This is a genomic window from Amycolatopsis halotolerans (assembly GCF_042647905.1).
Taxonomy (GTDB): domain Bacteria; phylum Actinomycetota; class Actinomycetes; order Mycobacteriales; family Pseudonocardiaceae; genus Amycolatopsis; species Amycolatopsis halotolerans.
The window spans coordinates 63,660-88,823 of record NZ_JBHRWI010000015.1; the positions used below are offsets into that span (position 1 = coordinate 63,660).

Consider the following 25,164-nt stretch of genomic DNA (forward strand, 5'->3'; position numbering starts at 1 on the left):
GGACTGGGGGGTCGGTTCGTGGATCGCAAGCTGTGGCGAAGATGCCGAAAACTCGCCGACGACCTGGAACTGCCGGAGCCCTTCGACCCGGCGGAGTTCGTGCGGGGAGTCGCCGCGAGCCGGGACCGGCCGATCGAGCTGCTGCCTGCCCGGGCGATCGCCGGGGGTCCGTGCGGGCTGGTGATGTCCACCGACCGCGCCGACTACATTCTCTTGCCCGCCAACACTTCCGCGCTGCATCGCCAGCACATCCTGCTCCACGAAATCGGGCACCTCGTGTGCGGGCACTCCGGTGCCGTGGACGTCGGCGCGCTGCTGCCGACCCTCTCCCCCAAGCTCGTCCAGCGGGTGCTCGGCCGCACGGTCTACACCGAGGTGCAGGAGCAGGAGGCGGAATTGCTCGCCACCCTGGTCGCGCACCGCGCGGCCCGGGGACACGATCCGGCGCCTGCCGAGAACGCTCGCGTTTCGCGCGGGCTCGCCTTGGTGGAGCGGTGGTTCGGGTGATCGAGGCGATCGGGTACTCCGGCTGCCTGGGCGCGTTGCTCGCGGTGGCCGCGAAGGTGGAGTCACGTCGCCCGACTCCCCCGCCCGGGATCAGGTATCTGTGCCTGTTCATCGGCTGCTTGACCGCCGGGATGACGCTGCTCGCCGTCCGGGGCGGCAATACGGCGGGCCTGCTCGGCGACGAACTGAAACTCGCCTCGCTCGCCTTCCTCGTTCTGTTCGCGCGATCGCTGTCGCCGGGAGAACCGACACGGCGACAGGTCCGCTGCGCCCTGCTGGTGACCGGCGAGATGCTCGCGGTCAACGCCGTGCTGTTCGCCGCCGCCGACGCCCGTGAGGTCGACGGGAACACCGTGGTGAACGGGTCCGGCGTCCTGCCCTTGCTGATCTACTACGTGATCTACACCTTGGCCGCCACGTCGGCGTTGTCGCTGTTCATCGTCCTGATCCGGCGGTACGCCAAGCGGATGGCCCCCGGTTCGCTGCGGCGGGGGCTTCAGCTGATCATCGCCGGTGCCTCGGTCGGTCTCCTGTGGACGGCGTGGGCTGTCGAGGACATGTACAGCTTGCTGGCAACCGGCCGGGTCAGCGCCGCCGAGGACATCCCGTCGGTGCTGCTCGGCGCGGTCGCCGTGACCCTCGCCGCCGCCGGTGCGACGCTCTCCGCGTGGGGGCCGCGACTGGGCGCGCCGGTGCGGTGGCTGCGGGCCTACCTGCGGTACCGCCGTCTTGGTCCTTTGTGGACGATGATGCGGAAGGCGGTGCCCGGCATCGTCCTGAACACCGGCGGCGGGGTGCATCTGGCCCTCTACCGCCGGATCATCGAGATCCGCGACGGGCACCTGGCGCTGCGGGAGCACTTCGACCCCGCGGTGGCCGAACGGGCGGCGTACATCGCACGGCGTACCGGGATCGCCCCCGATCGGATACCCGCCGCTATCGAAGCCGCCTCGATCGTCGCCGCACTGACCGCCCATCGCGAAGGCCGCCGGTTCCGCGCCGCGGCGGACTATCGGCCGCCCGGTCTCGCTCCGACCATCGCGGCCGAGACGGCTTGGCTCACTGCGGTTTCCCGGGAACTCCGCTGGCCGGGTACGTACCGGCTTCAGTAAAGCTCCGCGGTATCCGGGACGAACCGCACCGGCAGCGTGCTGTACCCGGTCAGGAAGTTGGAGTGGATCCGCCTCGGTTCGCCGACGACCTCGATCCCGGTCGAGTACTTCCGGAGTGCCGAAAGCAGTTCCGCGATTTCGATCCGCGCCAACTGGGCACCGACGCAATAGTGCGGGCCGTAGCCGAAAGCGAGGTGTTTGTTCGGGGTGCGGCGGAGGTCGAAGCGGTCCGGATCCGCGAAGACGGACTCGTCGCGGTTCGCCGAGCTGAGCCACAGGGTGACGATCTCCCCCGCCGCGATCGCGTGACCGGAGATTTCGGTGTCAGCGATCGCGGTGCGGCCGAAGTGCATCGCGGGAGTCGACCAGCGCAAGACCTCATCGGTGGCGGCAAGGAGGGTGACGTCTCCGTTGCGCAGCAGATCCCATTGCGAATGATGGGCGGCTAGGGCCCGGACGGCTTCGATCATGGACAGGCGGCTCGTCTCGTCGCCGCCGATGAGGAGGCTGTAGCAGTTCAGGACGATCTCTTCGGCGGACAACGCGGTGGCGGCCAGCGCGGTGAGGACATCGTCGGCCGGGGTGGTGCGGCGATCAGCCAGCAGGTCGGTGAAGTAGGCCAGGATTTCGTTGCGCGCCAGGGAAGATTCCAGCTCGTCGGAGTCGCGGTCGTCGGAGCTGAGGGCGCGTTTCGTCTGGGTCAGGAGGAAATCGTGGTCGCTCTCCGGCACGCCCAGCAGGTGTCCGACGGTGGTGATGGGGATTCGGCTGGCGACGTCGGCGGCGAAATCGCAATCGCCGCGCGAGACGGCGTCGATGATCAGGGCGCGGGTGTTTCGGCGGACTTGGCGGGTCAGGCGGTCGAGCGCCGACGGGGTGAAGGCGCGTTGCAGGATCTGGCGGAGTTCGCGGTGGCGCGGGCCGTCGGTGACGGCGAGCATGCGGCCGGACGCGGAGTCTCCCCCGGCCAGCAGGGTGACCAGGACGTTGCCGCGTTCGGAGGTGTAGTGGGCGGCGTCGCGGTAGACGGCGAGGACGTCTGCGTGCCGCGACACGACCCAGAAGCCGTGCGGTTCGTGGCGGTAGACGGGGTTGTACGCGCGGGTGGAGCGCCAGAACTCGGCGAGGTCGGACTCGAAGGTGCGGGGGTCGGCCAGGTTCATCGGAGTGCGGTGAGTTCGTCGGCCAGGGCGCGGATCGTCGAGTGGTCGAACAAGGTGGCGGCGGGCAGGTCGACGTCCAGGTGTTCGCGGAGCCGGGCGAGCAGCTGGGTGGCCTGGAGCGAATTGCCGCCGAGTTCGAAGAAGTCGCTGTCCAGGTCGAGGTCGGGGACGCCCAGGGTTTCTTCCCACAGCTGCAGCAGGGTTCGCTGGAGGTCGGTCGCGTCGGCGAGGTCCTCGCGCAGCACGGGGGCTAGGTGTTGCGCGGGCGTCGGGGCAGGCTGGGGTTCCATCCGCTGGGCGGCTTCGCGGCCGACTTCGGCCAGGCCGCGCGGGGCGGCGATGACCTGCGGGCCGAGGCGGGCGGCGAGGATGCGCCAGAGCAGGTCGAGGCCTTCGCTCGTGCGGAGGTAGTTGCTGTGCGGATCGTTGGACGCGAGCATGCCGGTCTCGCTCCAGGCGTCCCAGTTGACCGACACAGTGTGCCGCGGCCCGGGCGGGCTGGCGTGGGCGAAGGCGTCGAGGTAGGCGTTGGCGGCTAGGTAGTCGGCCTGGCCGTAGTAGGTCGGGACGAGTGCGGTGACTGAGGAGAACAGGACGAGGAAGTCCGGTTCCTGGCCGAAAACGCGGTCCAGGATCTGGGTTCCGGTGATCTTCGGGGCGAGTACGGCTTCGACGTCCTCGCGGCGGCGGACTGCCAACATGCCGCCGCCGGGGCTGCCCGCGGCGTGGAAGATGCCGTCGATGCGGCCGCAGGTGTCGCGGATCTGGCGCATGGCCTGCTCGTCGGTGACGTCGGCGACCTGGACCAGGACGGATCCGCCTAGCGCCTCGATCTCCTTGAAGCGCCTGATGGTCTGCTTGCGGATCGGGCATGGGCCTTCGGCGAGGTAGGTGTCCCAGTCGGGGCGGTCGGGGAAGCTGGAGCGGCCGACCAGGACCAGCCGGGCGCGGACCAGGCGGGCGAGGTCCTCGGCGAGAGCCAGGCCGATGCCGCCCAGCCCGCCGGTGATCAGGTAGGTGCCGCGTTCGCGCAGCAGCGGCGGCAGGGATCGCGGCGGGGTGCTCGGCAGGGGGCGGATCTCGCGGACCCAGCGGCGGCGTCCGCGCAGCGCGACCTGGTCGTCCGTGGCGCCGAGTTCGGCGAGCACCTGCCGGGCGTCCGCGGGCAGCGCGAGGTCGACGACGCGGCTGGACAGGTTCGGGATCTCCTGATTGACCATGTGGTGCGGGCCGAGGACGGTCGCTTTCGCGGGGGTGACCGGGTCGGTGCCGGTGACCTCGTGCAGGCCGGTGGTGAGGACCGTCAGGGTGATCGGGACCGAGATTTGCCTGCGGGCCAAGGTCCGGCCGAGTGCGAGCAGGCTGTACAGGCCGTGTTCGAGGCTGTCCTCGTCGAGCAGCCAGGCGTGCACGATGCGGCGGGGTGCGAGCCCGGCGGCGGCGAGGTCGGTCAGGAGTGCGTCGTAGCCGGCGGGGTCGGAGGGGCGGAGCGTGTACCGGCCGGGTGCGCGGCGGGCGAACTCGGTGCCGGGTTCGGCTCGGACCACGGTGGCGCCGGCGCGGCGGAGGTCGTCGAGAACGAGGTCTGCGACCGGCGAGCCCGCGGTGAAGACGAGCCAGGGTTCGCCGGGGGTGACGCCGACGCTGGTCTGGTCGAGGGGTTGTTCGGCCCAGGTGGGAAGTTCGAGCGGCGTCTTTTCGACCGGTGGCGCGGCGGCGGTCAGCGGGACGCCGTACATCCCGGCCAGCGGCGGACAGCCGGGATCCGGATCGACCCACGCGCGGACGCGTTGGTACGGGTAGCCGGGCAGCGGCAGGCGGCGGCGGTTCTCCCCGGCCCAGAACGTGTCCCAGTCCGGTTCGACTCCGGCGGACCAGAGGGTGCCGAGTGCGCGGAACAGCAGGTCGGCGTCGGTGCGTTTGTCGGCCCGGTGACGCATGGAGGAGACAATGGCCGGTGCGGGCCCGGTTCGGGTTTCCCGCCAGTGCAGGCGTGCGAGAGTGGACAGCGCGCCGCCGGGGCCGACTTCGAGCAGGGCGTGTTCTCCGTTGTCCCACAACGTGTTCAAGGCGTCGGCGAACCGCACTGGCTGACTGAGTTGCCGGACCCAGTATTCCGGGTCGCGGGCCTGGTCGGCGGTCAGCCAGTCGCCGGTGACGCTCGAGACGACGGGGATTTCCGGGGCGTGCAGCTCGATGTCCGCGAGCGCGTCGCGGAACTTCGGGAGGATCGGGTCCATCAGCGCGGAATGGAAGGCGTGGTCGACCGGGAGCGGGACGCAGCGGATTCCCTTGTCGGTCAACTGGTTTCGGAGCTGGTCCACGAGCCCGGCAGGCCCGGACGCGACGGTGTTACGAGCGCTGTTGACGGCGGCGATCGACACGCCGTCCGGGAGTTCGGCGCGGAGGTCGTCCTCGGGAAGCGGGACCGCGAGCATCGCGCCCGGAGCGGTGCTCGCCATGAGTTCGCCGCGCAGGACAACCAATTTGGCGGCGTCTTCCAGGCTGAAGCAACCCGCGACGCAGGCCGCAGCGTACTCGCCGATGCTGTGTCCGGCGAGGGCTCGGGGCCGCACGCCCCAGTGCGTCCAGAGCCGGGCGAGGGCGTACTCGACGGCGAACAGTGCGGGTTGGGCGAGGTCTGTGGTGCGCAGGGTTTCCTGGTCGAGGTCGATGCCGAGGAGGTCGACGCAGCGGTCGAGTTCGCGGCGGAACACCGGTTCGGCTGCGTAGAGTTCACGGCCCATTCCCGCGTACTGCTCGCCCTGCCCGGGGAACAGGAACGCGACTGCTGGCGGACGTCGCGGGGCCGGTGGGCGGCCGTCGGTGGCCAGTTCTTCCAGTCGGCGAGCCAGATTCTCGCCGGGTGCGGCTACCAGGGTGCGGCGGTGCGCGTGTGCGGCGCGGCCGCGGTGGAGGGTGTGGGCCAGGTCGGCGACGTCGAGGTCCGGGTTCGCGCGCACGGTCTCCGCGAGCGCGCGGACGGCGGCGTTGGCGGCGGCTTCGGTCCGGCCGGAGACGGTGACCAGCTGCCGGGGCCGCGCGCTGGCTTCGGTGGTGACGGCCGGGGCTTGGGCGAGCACGACGTGGGCGTTGGTGCCGCCGATGCCGAAGGAGCTGACGCCCGCGACCCGGCGAGGCTGCGTCCAGTCGCGGAGTTCGGTGTTGACGAAGCAGGGGCTGGAGTCGAAGCCGATGTCCGGGTTGGGTTCGGCGAAACCGGCGCTCGCGGGGATTTGTCCATTGTGGATCGCCAGCGCGGTTTTGATCAGGCCCGCGATCCCGGCTGCGGAGCCGAGGTGGCCGATGTTGCCCTTGACCGAGCCGATCGGGACGCGGCCGCCGCCCGCCAGCACGGTGGTCAGCGCCTCGACCTCGATCGGGTCGCCAACGGTCGTGCCGGTGCCGTGGCATTCGACGTAGCCGAGGTCGGCGGCGGTCAGCCCGGCGCGGGCGAGCGCGGTGTGGACGAGTTCGACCTGGCCGACGATGCCGGGCGAGGTGAAGGTGAACCGGCGGGATCCGTCGTTGTTCACTGCGGAGCCGCCGATCACCGCGTAGATGTGGTCGCGGTCGGCGACGGCGTCGGCGAGGCGTTTCAGCGCAACGACGCCCGCGCCGGAGCCGAAGACGGTTCCGTCGGCGGCGGCGTCGAATGGCCGGCAGCGACCGGTGCGGGACACGATCGCGCCCTCGTGCCAGAGGTAGCCGTGGCCGTAGGGCAGCTGGACGTCGGCAGCACCGGCGAGGGCGAGGTCGCAGTCGCCCTGCCGCAGGGATTGGGCGGCCAGGTGCACCGCGACGAGGGCCGACGAGCACGCCGTGGCGACCGCGAGACTGGGGCCGTCGAGGCCGAGACGGTGCGAGACGTTCGTGGCCAGGTAGTCGTTTTCGTTGCCGACACTCCACTCCAGCGACGCGAGCGCCGCGCGGGCGGCCGGGTCGCGGCTGACGTGCAGGGTGCCGTAGAGGTTCGGGGCTGCGGAGCCGAAGACTCCGGCTCGCCCCGGAACGCGGCCGGTGTCGTAACCGGCGTTCTGGAGCGCGGCGTGCGCGCATTCGAGGAACAGCCGGTGCTGCGGGTCGGTGGCCCTGGCCAGCTCCGGGCGGTAGCCGAACAGGTCGGCGTCGAATCCGGCCAGGTCGGCTACCAGCGCGGCGGCCCGCACGTAGTCGGGGTCGGCAATCCTCGTCGGCGGGACCCCTGCTTCGCGGAGTTCGTCCTCGGTGCGGTCGGCGATCGAGGCGACGCCGGTGCGGAGGTTCTCCCAGAAGCGGGTGACCTCGTTCGCGCCGGGGAAACGGCAGGCCATGCCTACGATCGCGATCTCGTCGCTCATCGTGCTCCTCGGTCGGTCAGGGCGGCCGAGACGGTGCGCACGGTCGCGGATTCGAACAGCGCGCCCGAGCTCAGCGCGATGCCGTAGCGCTGTTCGATCTGGTCCACGATGTGCACGGCGGCGAGCGAACTGCCGCCCACGTCGAAGAAGTCGTCGTCGAGGCCGATGTCGGGGTTGCCGAGCAGGTCTGTCCACAGTTGACGGACGACCTCGACGACCGGCTGCCCGGGCGGCGGGGCCGGCTCGGCCGCGGGCGGGGGTGCGGGCGGGGCGCCTAGGTGGTCGACGATCACCGTGGCGGGCAGGTCGCGGCTGAGGGCGTCGAGGAAGATCTGTGCGCCTTCCGCTGGGGTGAGCCGCGGGTCGCGCGAGGTCGGTGCCGGTGCGGCGGGGCGGCTGAAGTCGGTGCGGGGCACGGCGCGGAAGGTCAGCGAGCGGATCGCGACGAGGTGGTTGCCGGTCTCGGTGTCGTGGAGGTCCACGTCGACTACTCGGGTGGTGCTGGTCTGCTCGCGCATCCGGGAGCGGGCGGTGACCCGCCTGGTGAGCCGGGCGAAGACGGCGACCGAGCGGTAGCGGAACGGGACGAACACCGCGTCGGCGGTGGTGTCGATCAGGGTGGCGGTCGCGACGTCGAGGAGGGCCGGGTGCAGGAGGTGTTCGTGCAGGTCGGCGTGGAACTTTTCGGGCAGTTCGAGTTCGGCGACCGCTTCATGCCCGTCGCGGCGCCTGCGGACTTCGCTTTCCCAGCGCGGGCCGAATCCGAAGCCGGGGCCCGCCGCCGTCGCGGGCACGTACGGGGCGGCGCTCGGGAGCGATTGGCTGGCGAGTTCGGGTTCGGTGCCGGGGACTTCGATCAGTCCCTCGGCGTGGTCGGTCCACTCCCCTTGTCCCTGCACGGGTTTCGACCGCAGGCGGAAGCGATGACCGCCGGGGGCGGCGGAGACGGCGACCTTGACGAAGTGGGGCTCCGTGACGGGCAGGGAGCGCAGGATCAGCGTGTCGCGCAGGCCGACCGGGGAGGTGTCCGGCAGGACGGCTCGCGCGGCGGTGACGGCGAACTCCAGCATCGCCGTGGCGGGCAGGACCGGGACGCCGCCGAACTGATGCTCGTCGAGCTGCCAGGTCTGACCTGGGGCGATGACGAAGCGGTGGCCCGGAGTGTCGGTCATGCCGGTTCGTTCCCAGCCGGGCCAGGCGATCGAGAGGGTCCGGGGGTGGCGGAGCCGGTGGCGGGCGGCGTGGGCGTTGAGGAAGGCGTTGGCGGCGGCGTAGTCGGCGCTGCCGCGGAGGCCGGACACCCCGGCGTGGCTGGAGAAGTAGACGAGGAAGTCGAGGTCTGTTCCGGACAGGGCGTGTTCGAGTGCGAGGGTGCCGTGGACCTTCGGGCGCAGGACACTCTCCACATCGGACCGTGAGCGGCGTTCGATCAGGCCGCCGCCTGCGATTCCGGCGGCGTGGACGACTCCGTGCGGGCCTCGGCCGAACGTGCGCTCGATTTCGGTGAAGGCACCGCGCAGGGACTCGGGGTCGGTCACGTCGGCTTTGAGCACTGCGACGGTCGCGCCCGTCGCTTCGATCTGCCCGATCGCCGGGGTGCGGGTGGCGGAGCGGCCGAGCAGGGCCAGCCGCGGGCGGATCCCGGTCTCGGCGAGTGCCTGCGCGATGACGAGGCCTACTCCCCCGAGGCCGCCGGTGATCAGGTAGATCCCGTTCTCCCGCAACGGGCGTGGCTCAGCCGGGGTGTCGTCAACCGGGACGATTTCGGGCAGCCAGCGCGTCCGGCCGCGCAGGGCCACGTGGGGCGCGGTCAGGGTGGCGAGTTCGGCGGCCAGCACGGAGGGCACCGTGACGGGGCCGACGTCGATCAGCACGCAGCGGAGACTGGGGATCTCGCGTTCGACGGTGCGGGCGAAGGCGTTCAGCATCGCGCGGGCAGGGTTGAGCGGTTCGGCGCCGGTCAGGTCGACGGCGTTCCGGAGCAGGATCGCTAGGGTCGCCGGGGCGGACCGAAGCTGCTTCGCCAGGGTTTGGACGCAGGCCAGGACGCTGTAGAGGCCGGTTTCCAGGTCGGTGCCGTCCTCGTCGGCGACCCCGAGGGCATGGACGATCAGGTCGGGTATCGCGGTCTCGCGCAGGGCTTCGACGGTGGGCAGGTCGGTGGTGCCGTACCCGGCCGCGGCTACGGAATCCGTTACCCACTGGGCGTTCTCGGGTCGGAGTACCAGCGCTCGCGCGCCTCGGACGATGGTCTCCGGTGCGTCGCTGCCGGGTTGCCAGCGCTCGCGCAGCAACGTCCACCCGGCGGGTTTCGGCTGGTCATCGGAAGTGGGGCCGTGATACTCGACCCAGTGTCGCCTTCGCTGGTAGGGATAGCCCGGCACGGGGATCCGGCGTGAGGTGCGCGGGGCGCGGCTGCGCCAGTCGATGTCCTGACCGTGGACCCATAACCTCGCCAGGGCGTCGTTGAGGCCGTTGTCGGAGAGGACCGGCAGGACGCGGACGGATGCGGCGCCGGGGCCGATCAGCACCGTCAGGTCCGCTCGCGGCTCGGTCCTTTGTGGACTTCCCGCGCCGCTCAGCACGCGTTCCGCGAGATCGTGCGAGATTTCGCCCTCGCGGAAGGCCTGCGCGGCCAGTGCGCCGACACCGTCGCCGGTCACGCTCTCCGGCCGCACTCCCCAGCGGGTCAGGCAGGTGGCCATCGCGTACTGGAGGACGAACAATGTCGGGCGGGCGAGGTCGGGCGCGCCACCCGGTCCGGCAAGGGGTTCGAGGACCGCGAATGCGGCATCGTACGCGTCGCGGAAGTCGGGCTCGGTGGCGTAAAGACCGCTCGCCAAGCCGGGTTGCCACACTGACTCGTCCGGGAAGTGCAGGCCCACGCTGCGCGGACGCTCCTCCGAGCTGAGCGCCCCGGACGCCAGCCGCGCGAGGAAGTCGTCACGGTCGCGCGCCACCACCGCTGAACGAACGGCGCGCGCTTTCCGGCCAACCTGCAGCGTGTGCGCCGCGGCGGCGAACAGGGCCGGGTCGAGGTCGGTGAAGTAGCTGCGGAGGCGGTCGCGAAGCTCGGACTCAGCAGTCCGGTCGTCGGCGGACCAGACCACGATCTGCTCCCCGGAAGCCGGACCAGGTTCGGCTGACGGGGCCTCTTCCAGGATCACGTGGGCGTTCGTGCCGCCGATGCCGAAGGAGTTCACGCACGCGCGGCGGACCGAACCCGGCTGGCGGGGCCACGGGCGAGACTCTGTGAGCACCTCGAACGGCGAATCGGAGAGGCCGAGTCCGGGGTTCACCGCGTCCACGTTGATGCTCGCGGGCAGCCGCTCGTGCCGCAGCGCGAGGACGGTCTTGATCACGCCCGCCACTCCGGCCGCGGCGCCGAGGTGGCCGACGTTGGACTTCACCGAGCCGAGCAGGCAGGAACCCGGCGGCAGCGGTTGCCCGGCGAGCGTGCGGAACGCCTGGGTCATCGCGGCGACCTCGGTGCGGTCGCCGATCGCCGTTCCGGTGCCGTGCGCTTCGAAGTAGGAGATGGTGCGCGGGTCGATCCCCGCCGCGGCGAACGCGCCGGTGATGCAGTCGGCCTGGCCGTCGACGCTCGGGGCGGTGAAGCCGGTGCCGCGCCCGCCGTCGTTGTTGACCATCGAACCGCGGACTACCGCGTGGACGGTGTCGCCGTCGGACAGCGCGGCGGAGAGCCGTTTGAGCACGATGGCGCCGACGCCGTCGCCGAAGTTCGTCCCGGTGGCCGCGCTGGCGAAGGGGCGGCACGAGCCGTCGGCGGAGTTGACCCCGCCGGGCACGTGCACGAAGCCGCGTTCGCTCTGCGGGTCGATCATCGAACCGCCGACGAGCGCGAGTGCGCAGTCGCCCGCGAGCAGCGCTTGGCGGGCCAGGTGCAGGGCGACCAGCGAGGTGGAGCAGGCGGTGCGGACCGTCAGGCTCGGGCCGGTCAGCCCGAGGCGTTGCGCGACGCTGGCGGCGAAGTAATCGGGGTCGTTGTTGAAGTCCACGGCGAGCTGGCCGACCGAGCGCAGGAGGCGGGCGTCGGGCTCGACGTGCTCGCTGGCGTACCGGTTGCTGCCCGCGCCGGCGAAAACGCCGATCCGGCCGGGGAAATCGGCGGGGACCTGTCCGGCGTGCTCCAGCGCGGCGTGGCCGACCTCGAGGAACACCCGGAACTGGGGGTCGCGGATCTCGGCTTCTCGCGGGGTGAGGCCGAAGAACGCGGCGTCGAAGTCGTAGGGCGCGTCGATCCGGGGACGGCGGCGCACGTAGCCGGGCATGGCCAGGCGTTTCGGGTCCTCCCCGGCGCGCAGGATCTGGTCGTCGGAAAGCGCGGTGACGCAATCGCGGCCGTCGAGGAGATTCCGCCAGAATTCGCCGAGGTCATTCGAACCCGGAAACCGGACCGCCATCCCGACCACGGCGATCGGCTCCATATCCACCCCTCACCATTTCACTCTCGGCGGAGAGCCGATACGCGCAGTGCAGCACACCCGCCGGCGCGGCAGCCAGCATTTCGGACAGGGCCGAAGCGAACCCCGGATACCGCGTCGCGGCTGGTCAGCACTTGACCGGACCTGGCGGGCGCGGAAACAATGCGGGCACATCTCGGCCCCGCTCGGGCTCGCTGGCTTCGGGAGTTGCTCATGGCCGAACGGATCTGTCCCGCCTCGTGCGAACAGGAACGGATCTGGTTCGCCAGCCAATTCGAGCCGAATTCCCCGGCTTACCACATCTCGGCGGCAATGACGTTGCCGCCGGTCGCATTGCCGCCGGAAAAAATCGAAGAACTGCTCGCGACCGTCGCCGCCCGGCACGAAGCCCTGCGCACGTCGCTGGCCGCCGACGAGCACGGAGTGCCGCACCAGACCATCCACGACGAGGTTGTCCTGGACGTCGAACACGTCGACCTGCGCGGGCACGACGAGGCCGAGGCGGAGGCTCGCGGCCTGCTGCGGGAGCTGAGCCTTCGACCGCTCCCCCTGTATCGCGCGCCGCTGTGGCGTGCGGTGTGCGTGCGCCTGTCCGACGTGGACTACTGGCTGCTGTTCGTGGTCCACCATGCGGTGTTCGATGCCGCGTCGAGTGTGCTGCTGCAGGCCGAGCTGGACGAACTGTGCGCGGCGTGGGCGGCTGGGCGGCCGCCGGAGTTGCCCGAACTCGCGACGCAATACGCCGACTACTCGGTGCGGCAGCGCTCCGCTCGCGGCGATCAGGAGCGGCGGCTGGCGTACTGGCGCGATCAGCTCGCCGAACTGCCGGACTTGGTGCCCACGGACCTGCCCCGGCCCGCCGTGCCAGGACACGAGGCCGCAGCGGTGCCGTTTCGCCTGCCGGACGGGTTCATCGACCGCGTGACCGCAGTCGGGCGCGGCCTCCGCGCGACGGCGTTCATGGTGCTGCTGGCCGCGCATCACGTGCTGCTGGCGCGGCTGTCGGGCACCGCTGACGTGGCCATCGCGGTGCCGACCTCCAGCCGGGACCGGCAGACGCGGTCGGTGATCGGGATGTTCATCGACACGGTGATCGTGCGGGTCGCGCTGCCTGCCGGGCTGACCTTCGCCGAAGCGGTCTCGCGGGTCCGGGACGCGCTCTTCGACGGGTTGCGGCACAAGGGAATCTCGTTCCAGGAGATCGCTGAGGAGTTCAGCGCCGGCGCCGCGGACCGGTTCGGGCAGCTGTCCCGGGTCGCGTTCAACTATGTTCCGTCGTCGGGGCACGAGTCGATTCACAACGGGTGGGCCCGTGCCGATCTGGCGTTCGAACTGTCCGCTGTGGACGGATGGCTGTTGTACCGGACCGATCTGTTCCAGCGGCGCAGTGCCGAGGCGTTACCCCGGCGGTATCTCGGCTTGCTGGCCGCGGCCCTGGACGCGCCGGAAACGCGGCTGCGCGACCTGCCCGTGCACATCGACGATGAGCTGGCGGAGGTGCTGGCCTGGAGCACGGGAGAACCCTCGGCTGCGCCGCAACAGCTGCCCGATCTGCTCGCCCGTCACGCCGAGAACGCGCCGCAACGCCCGGCGGTGGAAGCTGCCGACGCCACGTTGACCTACACCGAACTGCACGAACGCGTCGAGCACCTAGCCGAGGTGCTGGCCGCGCGCGGGATCGGTCCGGAGCACGTCGTGGCGATCGTCGCGCCGCGTTCGGCCGCCTACCTGACCGCTGTGCTGGCGGTGCTCCGCGCTGGAGCCGCGTTCGCCCCGATCGACGCCGCCACCCCGCCAGCGCGGATCGCGAAGCTGCTGGCGAATACCACGGCGACCTTGGCCACCTCGTCCACAGTGGACCTGCTGCCGCCGGGCAGCGACCCCGTCGTGTTGGACGCGCTGGACGATCTGCCCACCGCGGCTGTCACGCGTCCGGCGTTTCCGGACAACGCCGCCTACCTGCTGCACACCTCGGGTTCGACCGGCGAGCCGAAGGGCGTGGTGGTCACGCGCGGGTCGTGGGCGCGACTGGCGGCCACGTGGGCGGAGCGGCTGGGGCTGACCGGCGAGTCGCGGGTCGCGCAGCTCGCCTCGGCGGCCTTCGACGCCTCCGTCGCCGAGATCGGTGCCGCGGTGGCCGCCGGCGCGACGCTGGTGATCCCCGAGGCTCCAACCGCTGGCGAGGACCTGGCGAAGTGGCTGGACGATCAGGCCGTCACCGAACTGCTGCTCACCCCGACGGTCCTCGCCAGCCTTCCGGATGGCTCGCTCCGCAGCGTCCAGACGGTGTTCGTCGGCAGCGAAGCGTGCCCGACGGACCTCGCCGCGAGGTGGCACGGGGACGGACGCCGGGTGGTCAACGCCTATGGCCCGACCGAGGCGACGGTCAGCGCGACGCTCTGGGACTTCGAGCCCGGCGCCGAGACACCGACCGTGCCGATCGGCCGCCCGCATCGGGGCGCTCAGGCGTACGTGCTGGACGCGGCGCTCAAACCGGTGCCGCCGGGCGTGACCGGGGAGCTGTACCTCGCGGGTTCTGGTGTCGCCCGGGGTTATCTGGGCCAGCCGGGCCGGTCGGCGGAGCGGTTCGTGGCGTGTCCGTTCGGGCCGCCGGGTGCGCGGATGTACCGCAGCGGCGACCTCGCGAGGTGGGGCCACGACGGGCTGCTGGAGTTCCAGGGCCGCGCCGACGACCAGGTCAAGGTGAACGGGATCCGGGTCGAGCCGGGCGAGATCGAGGCCGCTCTGCTGGCGCGGCCGGACGTCGAGCACGCGGTCGTCGTGCTCCGCGAAGGACGGCTCGTCGGATACGTGACCGGGTCCGCTGTGGACACCGATGCGGCACTGGCGGACCTCGCACGACGTCTGCCCAGCGGGTTGGTGCCTGGTGCGTTGGTCGTGCTGGAGTCGATTCCGTTCACTCGCAACGGCAAGCTCGACCGGGGCGCCTTGCCCGCGCCCGCGGTGCCTGCCGCTCCGCGCGGAGAGGTGTCCGGCACGGTCGAGGTGATCTGCCGGTTGTTCGCCGAGGTGCTCGGGCTGGCCGAGGCTGGGCCGGAGGACAGCTTCTTCGCGCTGGGCGGCGACAGCATGTCCTCGATCCGGCTGGTGAACCGCGCGCGCAAGGCGGGTCTGGCGTTCTCGCCTCGGGACGTGTTCCGGCGGCGGACCCCCGCGCGGATCGCCGCCGCCATGTCCGAGAAGCCGCGGGAAGTGCTGTCGCGCACTGACTCCCGCGTCGCAGAACGGACGCTGTCGGACGTCTTCGCCGAGACCGTGCGGCGGCATCCGGCGGCCGCGGCGCTCGACGACGGAACCACGGTGCTGAGCTACTCCGCACTGTCTGAACAGGCTGGTGCGCTGGCCGAGCGCCTGCGCGGGCACGGGGTCGGCGCGGGCGATCGGGTCGGCGTGCGGGTTCCCTCCGGCACGGCTGAGCTGTACGTCGCGATCCTCGGCGTGCTCCTCGCCGGGGCAGCCTATGTCCCGGTGGATGCCGACGACCCGGACGAGCGCGTCGAACGGGTCTTCGCTGAGGCCGCGGTCCGAGCTGTGGTGCGGCAAGGCGACCGGGTCGAGGAGCGCTCCGCGGCCGGGGGCCGGGCTGACGGCGAGGCTTGGGTGATCTTCACGTCGGGCTCCACCGGGCGGCCGAAGGGCGTGGCCGTCCCGCATTCCGCTGCGGTGTCCTTTGTGGACAGCGAGGCGCGGTTATTCCGCGCTGGTCAGCCGCTCGGGCCGGGCGATCGGGTTCTCGCCGGGCTTTCGGTCGCTTTCGACGGGTCCTGCGAGGAGATCTGGCTGGCGTGGCGCGGCGGTGCGTGCCTGGTCCCGGCGGCCCGGGAGACGGTCGAGGGGCCTTGGCTGCGAGAGCGCGGGATCAGCGTGGTCTCGACGGTGCCCGCCCTCGCCGCGGCGTGGACGGCGCAGGACCTGGAGTCGGTGCGGCTGCTGATTTTCGGCGGCGAGCCGTGCCCGGCGGATCTGCTCGACCGTCTCGCCGGGCCGGACCGGGAGATCTGGAATACCTACGGGCCCACGGAAACCACGGTGGTCGCGACGCTGTGGCGGCACCGGCCTGGTCGCGCGACGACGGCGACCGCTCCGATCGGCCGTCCCCTGCCAGGTGTCGCCGCGCACGTGCTCGACGCGCGGTTGCGTCCGCTGGAGCCTGGCGAACCCGGCGAGCTGTACCTGGCCGGAACGGGGCTCGCCCGTGGCTACGCCGACCGTCCGGGGTTATCGGCGGAGCGGTTCGTGGCCTGCCCGTTCGGCCCGCCGGGCGCGCGGATGTACCGGACCGGAGACCTGGTCCGCGAGGACGCCGACGGCATCCTGCACTTCTGCGGGCGCGTCGACGAGCAGGTCAAGATCCACGGCGTGCGGATCGAGCCCGCTGAGGTCGAAGCGGCCCTGCGCGCCGATCCGGCGATCGATCGTGCGGCGGTCGTGGTGCGGGAGGACGAGCCGGGCAGGCGACGCCTCGTCGGCTACGTCGTGCCCGCACCGGCGTCCACAGTGGACGTCGAGGGCGTGCTGACCGGGCTCGCCGCGACCCTGCCCGGCGCGTTCGTCCCCGCTGACCTCGTTGTCCTGGACGAGATCCCGACCACCCGCAACGGTAAGACCGACCTTGCCGCGTTACCAGCCCCAGTCCGGTCCGCGACGAGCACCACCCGCGCGACGACTTCTGCGGAGCAGCTGCTCTGCCAGGTGTTCGCCGAAGTGCTCGGGCTTGCCGAGGTCGGCGTCGACGACAGCTTCTTCGCGCTCGGCGGGGACAGCCTGCTGGCGATCACGCTGGTCGGCCGCGTGCAGGCGAAGGGAGTCCGCTTCACGCCGCACGAGCTGTTCCTGCGCCGCACCCCGGCCCGGCTCGCGCGGCTGGCCGGCGACCGCCGCACGCCCGCCGACTTCCCGCTGGCGCAACTGAACCAGGCCGAGGTTGACGATCTGCTTCGCGACTACCCGGGCCTGGTCGACGTGGTACCGCTGACGCCGCTGCAGCAAGGTCTGGTGTTCCACGGCAGTTACGACAACGACGAGAACTACCGGGTGCAACTGGCGCTCGACGTGGACGGCGACCTCGATCCGGACCGCCTGCACGCCGCAGTCGACACACTGGTCCGTCGCTACCCGAACCTCGGCGCGGCGTTCCCGGCCACCCGCGACGGTCGCCTCGTGCAGGTCATCCCGGCGCACCGTCCGCCGCACTGGCGCGAGGTTTCCTCGGCAGGGCACGAGGCCGAGCGGATCTCCGCCGAGGAACTGCAGGCACCGTTCGACCTTGCCGATCCACCGCTGCTGCGGGCCGCGCTGCTGACGCTCGGGGAAGGCCGGTCACGGCTGCTGCTGACCCTGCACCACGTGCTGCTGGACGGCTGGTCGACGCCCATCGTCATCCGCGAACTGCTCGCGCTGGCCGCCGGCGCGAAGTTGCCTCCCGCCGCCGATCACCGCGATTACCTGCGCTGGCTTGCGGAACAGGAGCACGCGGTCGCGGCCAAGGCGTGGGCGCAGACGTTGCGGGATCTCGACGGGCCGACTCTGGTGGCCCGGCCCCGCTCGCGCACTGTCCGGCCGGAGCTGGTCAGTGCCCGGCTGCGGGCGGACGTCTTCGCTGCCCTCCGGGAGCGCCTGCGCGGGCTGGACCTGACGCTCAACGCCGCCGTGCAGTCCGCGTGGGCGGTTCTGCTCGGCAGGCTCACCGGCAAGGCAGATGTCGTGTTCGGTACCACCGTGTCCGGGCGTCCGGCGGAGCTGGAGCACGCGGACCGGATGGTGGGGTTGCTGATCAACACGATCCCGGTCCGGGTCCGGTGTTCGCCGCACGGGCCGCTCGCCGGGCTGCTGCGGCAGGTCCAGGACCAGCAGGCGGATCTGCTGGAGCACCAATACCTCGGTCTCGCCGACATCCAGCGCGCGGCCGGGCACGGGGTGCTGTTCGACACCGCGACCGTGGTCGAGAGCTACCCGGACATGGGCGGGCTCGGCCGCACCGGCGAACTGGCGGTGACCGGGTTCGGCAGGCAGGAGTCGACGCATTACTCGCTCTACCTCTACGTGATTCCCGGCCGCGAGCTGACGATCGAACTCGCTTACCGACCGGACGTGCTCAGCGCGGACAGCGCGACGGAGGTCGCCGAGAGCTTCCTCAGCCTGCTGACGGCGATCGTCGATGAGCCCGCGCAACCGACGGAGGCGATCCGGCTGCTGACCGACGACCGTGCGAAGGCATTGCTCGCCACGGGCCTGGGCGCAGCTTCAGGAGCACGGCCGTTCGATCCGATCTCGGCTGGCACGGACCGGGTCGCGGTGCGTGACGCGGAGGTTCAGCTCACCTATCGCGAACTCGACGCGGCGGCGAACCGGTTGGCGCACTTGCTGATCGAGCACGGCGCGGGTCCGGAAAGGACAGTGGCGATGGCGATCCCGCCGTCCGCCTCGTATCTGACCGCGCTGCTCGCGATCACTCGCGCAGGCGCGGCCGCGCTGCCACTCGACCTGAACCATCCCCCGCAGCGCCGACAGTTCATGGTGGAAGACTCCCGCCCGCTGCTGACGCTCGGAACCGCGGCGACGCTCGACGGTCTGCCTGGCCCGCACCTCGTCCTCCCAAGCACGATCGACCAGCCCGACACGCGACCGGTTGATCGCACGATGCCGCAGCATCCAGCTTTTCTCTTCTACACGTCGGGCTCTACCGGGACCCCGAAGGCGGTTGTCACCACGCGTGCCGCGGTTGCGAACGCTGTCGCTGCCTTCGTGACCGGCTACCGCCTCGGCGAGGACGCCCGGATGGCGCACACCACGTCGGCGGCGTTCGACATCTCGGTGGCGGAACTGTTCGCGCCGCTCGCAGCGGGCGCGACCGTGGTGATCCCGGATTCCAGCGTGCCGCGCGCCGGGGCCGGACTCGGCGATTGGCTGCGCGAGGCGGAAATTACCCACGCGCAGCTGGTGCCGACGGTGCTGGGCACGATCCCGCCCGAATCCGCCGTCGGGCTGACCACCGTGATCGTCGGCGGCGAGGCGTGTCCCGGCGAACTGGCGCAGCGATGGGGTGAAGGCCGAACGGTGGTCAACGCCTACGGTCCGACCGAGGCGACGATCTGGGCGACCCTGTGGGACTGCGAGCCCGGCTCCGGCACGGCCGTCGCCGCGATCGGTCAGCCGATGCCGGGAGTGCGCGTGCTGGTGCTGGACTCGGCGCTGCGCCCGCTCCCGCCGGGGATCACCGGCGAGCTGTACCTGGCCGGAGACTGTCTCGCCCGCGGTTACGGCGACCGGCCCGCACTGACCGCCGAGCGCTTTACCGCCTGTCCGTACGGTCCGCCGGGCGCGCGCATGTACCGGACCGGCGACCTCGCGCACTGGGATTCCGAGGGCACGCTGCACTACGATGGCCGGACCGACGGGCAGCTGAAGATCAACGGCGTCCGGGTGGAGCCGGGCGAGATCGAAGCGGCCCTTCTGACGCATCCGGACGTCGAGCAGGCCGTCGTGGTCACCGTCGAGAAGCGCCTGATCGCTTACGTGGTCCCGGAAATCGACGCTGCGGACGTTCGGGAGCATCTCGGCCGGGTGCTGCCGCAAGCTGTGGTGCCGGGTGCGGTCGTCGGGCTCGCCGAGTTGCCTCGGCTGGCCAACGGCAAGGTCGACCGTGCCGCGCTCCCCCGCCCGGACCGCCCCGAATCTCGTCGCCCGGCCACCGCGCGGGAGGAGACGCTGTGCCGGATCTTCGGTTCGGTACTGGGCACGACCGAGGTCGGCGCGGACGACGGGTTCCTCGACCTGGGCGGGGACAGCATTTCCGCGATCCAGCTGGTGACGCGGGCGCAGGCCGCCGGTCTCGGGTTCACGCTGCGGGAGGTGTTCCGGCACGGCAGTCCCGCCGGGCTCGCCGCGGTGGCGCGGGTCCGGGCCGAAGTCGAGCTCGGCGGGAAGGCGCCGCTGACACCGGTGATGCATTGGCTGACCGAGACCGGCGGGGACATCGACCGGTTCAGCCAGTCGGCGTTCGTGCACACCCCCGCCGGGCTGGCCGAGGCTCGGCTGGCGGGTGCGCTGGAGCAGGTCCTCGCGCGGCACGACATGCTGCGGATGCGGTGGACGCGAGGGGCGATCGAGATCCAGGCCAGCGCGGGGAGCTGCCTTCGGCGGGTCGACGCCACCGGCCCGGACACCGACGCGCTCACCCAGGCAGAGGCCGCGGCAGCAGGCGCTTCACTCGCGCCGGAGCAGGGCGTGATCGTCCGCGCAGTCTGGTTCGACGCCGGGCCTGACCGCCGGGGCAGCCTGCTCCTGATCGTGCACCACCTGGCCGTCGACATCGTGTCCTGGCCGATCCTCCTGTCGGATCTCGCCGCCGCCTGCGAGGCCCCGGACACGCCATTGCCGCCGGTACCCACGTCCTTCCGCGCCTGGGCCACCCGACTCCACGAGGAAGCCCGGTCCACGCGGCGGCTGGCAGAGCTGCCGTACTGGCACTCGGTCGTGGCGAACACCGGCCCCGCGATCACCACGGGAAGCCTGAACCGCGAACGAGACACCTTCGGCACCGCGACGCACCACACCGTCTCGCTGCCCGTGGACACCACCCGCGCCGTGCTCGGTCCGGTGTGCGCGGCCTTCCACGCCTCGGCGGAGGACGTCCTGCTCACCGCGCTCGCGATCGCGGTCGCCGATTGGCGGGAGCGCAACGGCTTGCCGCGCACCGCATTCCGGGTGGACGTCGAGGGACACGGCCGCGCGGACCTCGACGAGGCGATCGACCTCACCCGCACCGTCGGCTGGTTCACCAGCATGCGTCCGGTGCGCCTCGACCCCGGCCCGCTCCGGTGGGACGACGTCTGGTCCGGCGGCGCCGACGTGGGCGCGTCCCTGCGGCGGGTCAAGGAGCAGGTCCGCTCCGCACCAGGTCAGGGCCTCGGCTACGGCCTCCTGCGCTACCTCAACCCCGACACCGCGGCCGGCCTTGCCACCGCCCCCTCGGCCCAGATCGCGTTCAACTACCTCGGCCGGTTCACCCCGTCAGCCGAAGCCGACTGGGCTCCGGTGACCGACTACGGCGCGCTGACCGCCGAGGTGATCACCGGCGGTTCCGGCAACCGGCAGCCGCTGGGGCATCCCCTGCTCGTCGACGCCCACGTCACCGAAAGCCCGGACGGCCCCGTCCTCGGCGCCACCTGGACCTGCGCCCCGGCGCTGCTGTCCGAAGAGGACGTCCGGGATCTCGCGGAGAGCTGGACCTGGGCAGTGACCGCGTTGGCCGACCACGCCCGGATTCCCGGCGCTGGCGGGCACACGCCGTCCGACTTCCCGCTGACGCCGCTGCGCCAGTCCGATGTGGACAGAATCGCGGCGGAGTACCCCGGCTTCGTCGACGTCCTCCCGCTCACGCCCTTGCAACGCGGCTTCGTGTTCCACGCCAACCTCGACGGGGCCGACGCTGACCGCTATCGCATGCAGCTCAGCCTCGACCTCACCGGCGACGTGGATGCTTCACGGCTGCGGACGGCAGTGGTCTCGGCGCTGGAGCGGCATCCGCACCTGCGCGCGGCGTTCCCGACGGTCAGTTCCGGCGAACCGGTCGCCGTGATTCCGGCGAAGCCGGAGCTGGAGTGGAGCGATCTACGTGACAGTGGCGCAGTGGAGGCGGAGGCGGCCCGGCCGTTCGACCTCACCAAGCCGCCGCTGCTGCGGGCGCTGCTGGTGCGGTTGCCCGGCGGACAGAACCGGCTGGTGCTCACCTATCACCACGTCCTGCTGGACGGATGGTCGATTCCGCTGCTGCTGGACGAGGTTCGCCGCGGGTACGCCGGGAACCACCGAGCGTCGGTGGTGGAACTGCGCGATTACTTCGACTGGCTCGGCGAGCGCGACCGCGAGGCAGCAGTTCAGGCGTGGCGGTCTTCCCTGAACGGCCTCACCAGCCCCACGCTGATCGCCGACCGCCGCGCGACCGCTGATCCGGTCGAGCTCACCGCTGCACTGTCCACTGAGGACTACACCAGGTTGTCGGCGCGGCTGCGGCAGCTCGGCGTCACGCTCAACACGGCCGTCCAGGCCGCCTGGGCGATCCTGCTCAGCGAGCACACCGGTCGCGCGGACGTCGTGTTCGGCACCACCGTGTCCGGGCGGCCGCCGGACCTGCCCGCGGCGAGCGAGCTGATCGGCCTGCTGATCAACACGCTCCCGGTGCGCGTCCGGCTGGCCGCCGACGAGCCGCTCGCCGAGTTCGTGCGGCGGCTCCAGGGGGAACAGGCCGAGCTGTTCGAGCATCAGTACCTCGACCTCGCGGAGATCCAGCGCCTCGCCGGGCACGGCGAGCTGTTCGACACCGCGACCGTCGTGGAGAACTACGCCGGCGCCAAAGAACTCCCAGGCGGCGACGCGCTCTTCACCGGGGTCAGCGGGCGGGAGGCGACGCACTACCCGCTCGATCTGACTGTGCGCCCCGGCGCGGAGCTCGGCATCCGGCTGGCTTACCGGCCTGATGTCATCGTCCCGGCGACGGCGACCGAGCTGGCCGAGCGCTTCCGCCAGATCCTGCTGACAGTCGCGGACGAACCCGATCGAATCCTGCGGCCTACGACCACTGTCGCGGAGTGGTTCAGCCGGATCGCCACGCGCTACGCGGATCAGCCTGCGGTCTCCGATGCACGGATTTCCTACACCTACGCGGAATTCGACGCGGCGGCCAACCGGCTCGCGCATCTGCTGATCGCCCACGGCGCGGGGCCGGAGCGCGTCGTCGCCGTCGCGGTGCCGCGCGGAGCCGACCACGCGCTGGCGATCGTGGCGGTGCTCAAGTCCGGGGCGGCGGTGCTGCCGGTGGACACGGCTTACCCGGCCGAGCGGATCCGGTTCATGCTCGCCGACGCTCAGCCGGTGCTGACGCTGGCGCACGAGGAGCTGGACACGCCGCACCTCAATCTCGCCGATCCCCGGACCGCCCTTGCCAAGCAACCGGACACGGCGCCGAAGGTCGAACTCCGGCCGCTCAACCCCGCGTTCGTGCTCTACACCTCGGGTTCGACCGGGACGCCGAAGGCGGTGTCCGTCCCGCACGCGGCGGTCGCGAGCATGGCTGCCGCGCAGATCGACGGATTCGCTGTCGACGCGGACTCGACCGTCTCCCAGCTGTCGTCGCCGAGCTTCGACGCGGCGATTTCCGAACTGTGCTCGGCCTTGCTATCCGGCGCGCACCTGGTGCTGCCAGGCCCGGATGTCATCCTGGAAGGGCCATCGCTGGCCGAGTGGATCACTGAACACGAGGTCACGCACGTGCAGCTCGCTCCGGCGGTGCTGGCGACCGTCCCGGCGGAGAGCCTGCCTCGGGTGCGCACCCTCGTGGTCGGGGGCGAAGCTTGTCCGGGCCCGCTGATCGAGACGTGGGCGCGCGGCCGCCGGATGGTGAACACCTACGGCCCAGCGGAGGCCGCCGACACCGTGACGTTGTGGCCCTGCTCCCCCGGTTCCGGCCGCGCCGTCGCGCCGATCGGCCGCCCGATCCGGGACACCGAGGTGTTCGTGCTGGACTCGCGGCTCGCGCCGGTGGCCCCGGGAGCGATCGGCGAGATCTACGTCGCCGGTCCCGGTCTCACCCGGGGCTATCTGGGACGGCCGGGGCTGACCGCGGAGCGGTTCACCGCGTGCCCGTTCGGCCCGCCCGGCGCGCGGATGTACCGGACCGGCGACCTGGGCCGCTGGGACGCGGACGGGCTCCTGCACTACGAAGGGCGCGTCGACGACCAGGTCAAGGTCAACGGTATCCGGATCGAACCGGGCGAGGTCGAGGCCGCTTTGACGGATCACCCAGACGTGGGGCAGGCCGTGGTCGTGCCGGACGACGGGCGGCTGATCGGCTATCTCGTGCCCGCGCCCGGCGCCGCGGTCGATCCCGCCGCGGTGCGGACCGGGCTCGCGGCGCGCCTGCCGGTCCACCTCGTGCCGTCCGCACTGCTGGTGATGGCGCAGATTCCGCGTACTGCCCATGGAAAAATCGACCGCGCGGCGCTGCCTAGGCCGAGCGCGCCCCAGCCCGCGCTTCCGATCGCGAGCCGGGCTCCGCGCACCCCGCACGAGCGGATGCTCTGCGAGGTCTTCGCCGACACACTCGACCGTTCGCCGGTCGGCGTCGACGAGGATTTCCTCGCGCTGGGCGGACATTCGCTGCTGGCGATGCGGGCGGTCTCCCGGATCCGGGACCTGCTCGGGGTTGAACTCGCCGTGCGCGAGCTGTTCGATCACCCGACCGCGGCCGGGCTCGCCGCGCGGGTGGAGCGGGCTCGGCCCGCTGTGACGGCACCGCTGGAGCGGCAGCCTCTTCCTGACCGGATCCCGTTGTCGCACAGTCAGTTCCGATTCTGGGCACGGGATCAGCTGCACGGGCCGACGGCCACGACGGTGCTTCCGCTCGCCCTGCGGCTGCCGGAGCTGGACGAGCCCGCGCTGACCGCCGCGCTGGCCGATCTCGTCACCCGCCACGAATCACTGCGGACGGTCTACGACGTGCATGAAGGCCAGCCGTACCAACGTATCCTGCCTCCAGCACCGCCTGAGGTGCGGCGGCTGACCGCCGGTGACTTGGATCAGGTGCTGTCGGCGGCAGCGGCCGAACCGTTCGACCTCACGCGTGAGCCGCCGCTGCACGTTTACCTGGTCGCCGGCGCGGAGCCGATTCTGCTGCTGGTGCTCCCGCATGTCGCCGCGGACGGCTGGTCGCTGGACGTGCTGTCCCGCGACTTCCGCCAGGCCTACTCCGCTCGACGCGCCGGTGCTCCGCCCACGTGGTCGCCGCTTCCGGTTCGTTATGCGGATTACGCGGTGTGGCACCGTGATCTGCGCGTCGAGGAACAGCTCGCCCGCTGGCGATCCACGCTCGCCGGGCTGCCCGCGGAAATCCCGCTGCCCGCCGACCGGCCGCGACCGGCCCTCCGGACCGGGCGAGGCGGGACGGTGCTCGGCCGGTTCGAGGCCGGGCTGCGCGACGGACTGACCGCGGTGGCCCGGGAATGCGGGGCGAGCCTGTTCATGGTGCTGCACGCAGGGCTGGCCGCTCTCCTCACCGGTCTCAGCGGTGCCACCGACCTGCCGCTGGGCACGCCGGTCGCCGGCCGTCCGCGTCCGGAGCTGGACGATCTCGTCGGCTGTTTCGCCGACTGCCTGGTGCTGCGCACGGACACCGCCGGAGACCCGTCGTTCCGGGAGTTGGTGGCGCGGGTGCGCGAGGTGGACCTGACCGCGTACGCCAACCAGGACGTGCCCTTCGACCGGCTGGTGGCGGAACTGGGCGCGCGGACGCCGGACCGGCACCCGTTGTTCCAGGTCCAGCTAGCGCTGCAGGACCTGCCGGTCGGCGCGAACCGGGGCGACGAGCGTCCGGTCGCCATCGGCACCGACTCGCACGACCACGACCTGTACCTGGAGTTCCAGGAGGCGCGGACGAACGAACTGGACGCCTACCTGCACTACTCCGGCGACCTGTTCGACCGCGCCACCGCCGCCGGCCTGCTCGACAAGCTGCGGACGCTGCTCGCCGCGGCCGTCGACGCGCCCGACGCGCCGCTTTCCCGGCTGGAGTCGTCGTGAC

General features: G+C 71.7%; 6 protein-coding genes. 3 read left to right on the plus strand and 3 right to left on the minus strand.

The genetic code is table 11. The features are described from left to right. Positions 1-18: 18 nt before the first annotated feature. A complete protein-coding gene (locus ACFORO_RS10655) occupies positions 19-507 on the plus strand; it encodes a hypothetical protein (RefSeq protein WP_377868644.1) in 489 nt (162 codons plus the stop codon). After that, positions 504-1,619, plus strand: coding sequence for an MAB_1171c family putative transporter (locus ACFORO_RS10660; RefSeq protein ID WP_377868643.1), 1,116 nt, complete (start codon positions 504-506; stop codon positions 1,617-1,619). The genes ACFORO_RS10655 and ACFORO_RS10660 overlap by 4 nt, the downstream gene beginning before the upstream one ends. On the opposite strand, the gene ACFORO_RS10665 is transcribed toward ACFORO_RS10660, so the two are convergent. The 3 genes from ACFORO_RS10665 to ACFORO_RS10675 are packed head-to-tail and all read right to left on the minus strand — an operon-like array spanning position 1,613 to position 11,570. After that, positions 1,613-2,782, minus strand: a complete 1,170-nt coding sequence (locus tag ACFORO_RS10665) for a cytochrome P450 (protein WP_377868642.1) — start codon at positions 2,780-2,782, stop codon at positions 1,613-1,615. The two genes, ACFORO_RS10660 and ACFORO_RS10665, sit on opposite strands and share 7 nt — an antisense overlap. Further along, the gene (locus ACFORO_RS10670) at positions 2,779-7,122 is read right to left on the minus strand and encodes a type I polyketide synthase (protein WP_377868641.1); all 4,344 of its coding nucleotides are present in this window, start codon (positions 7,120-7,122) and stop codon (positions 2,779-2,781) included. The genes ACFORO_RS10665 and ACFORO_RS10670 overlap by 4 nt, the downstream gene beginning before the upstream one ends. Continuing rightward, complete coding sequence (locus ACFORO_RS10675; protein ID WP_377868640.1) at positions 7,119-11,570, minus strand: SDR family NAD(P)-dependent oxidoreductase; 4,452 nt, start codon at positions 11,568-11,570, stop codon at positions 7,119-7,121. The genes ACFORO_RS10670 and ACFORO_RS10675 overlap by 4 nt, the downstream gene beginning before the upstream one ends. 210 nt (positions 11,571-11,780) lie before the next feature. On the opposite strand from ACFORO_RS10675, the gene ACFORO_RS10680 reads away from it, so the two are divergent. Beyond that, on the plus strand, positions 11,781-25,163 hold the full coding sequence (locus ACFORO_RS10680; RefSeq protein WP_377896537.1) for an amino acid adenylation domain-containing protein: 13,383 nt from the start codon (positions 11,781-11,783) through the stop codon (positions 25,161-25,163). The last annotated feature ends 1 nt before the right edge of the window (position 25,164 follow it).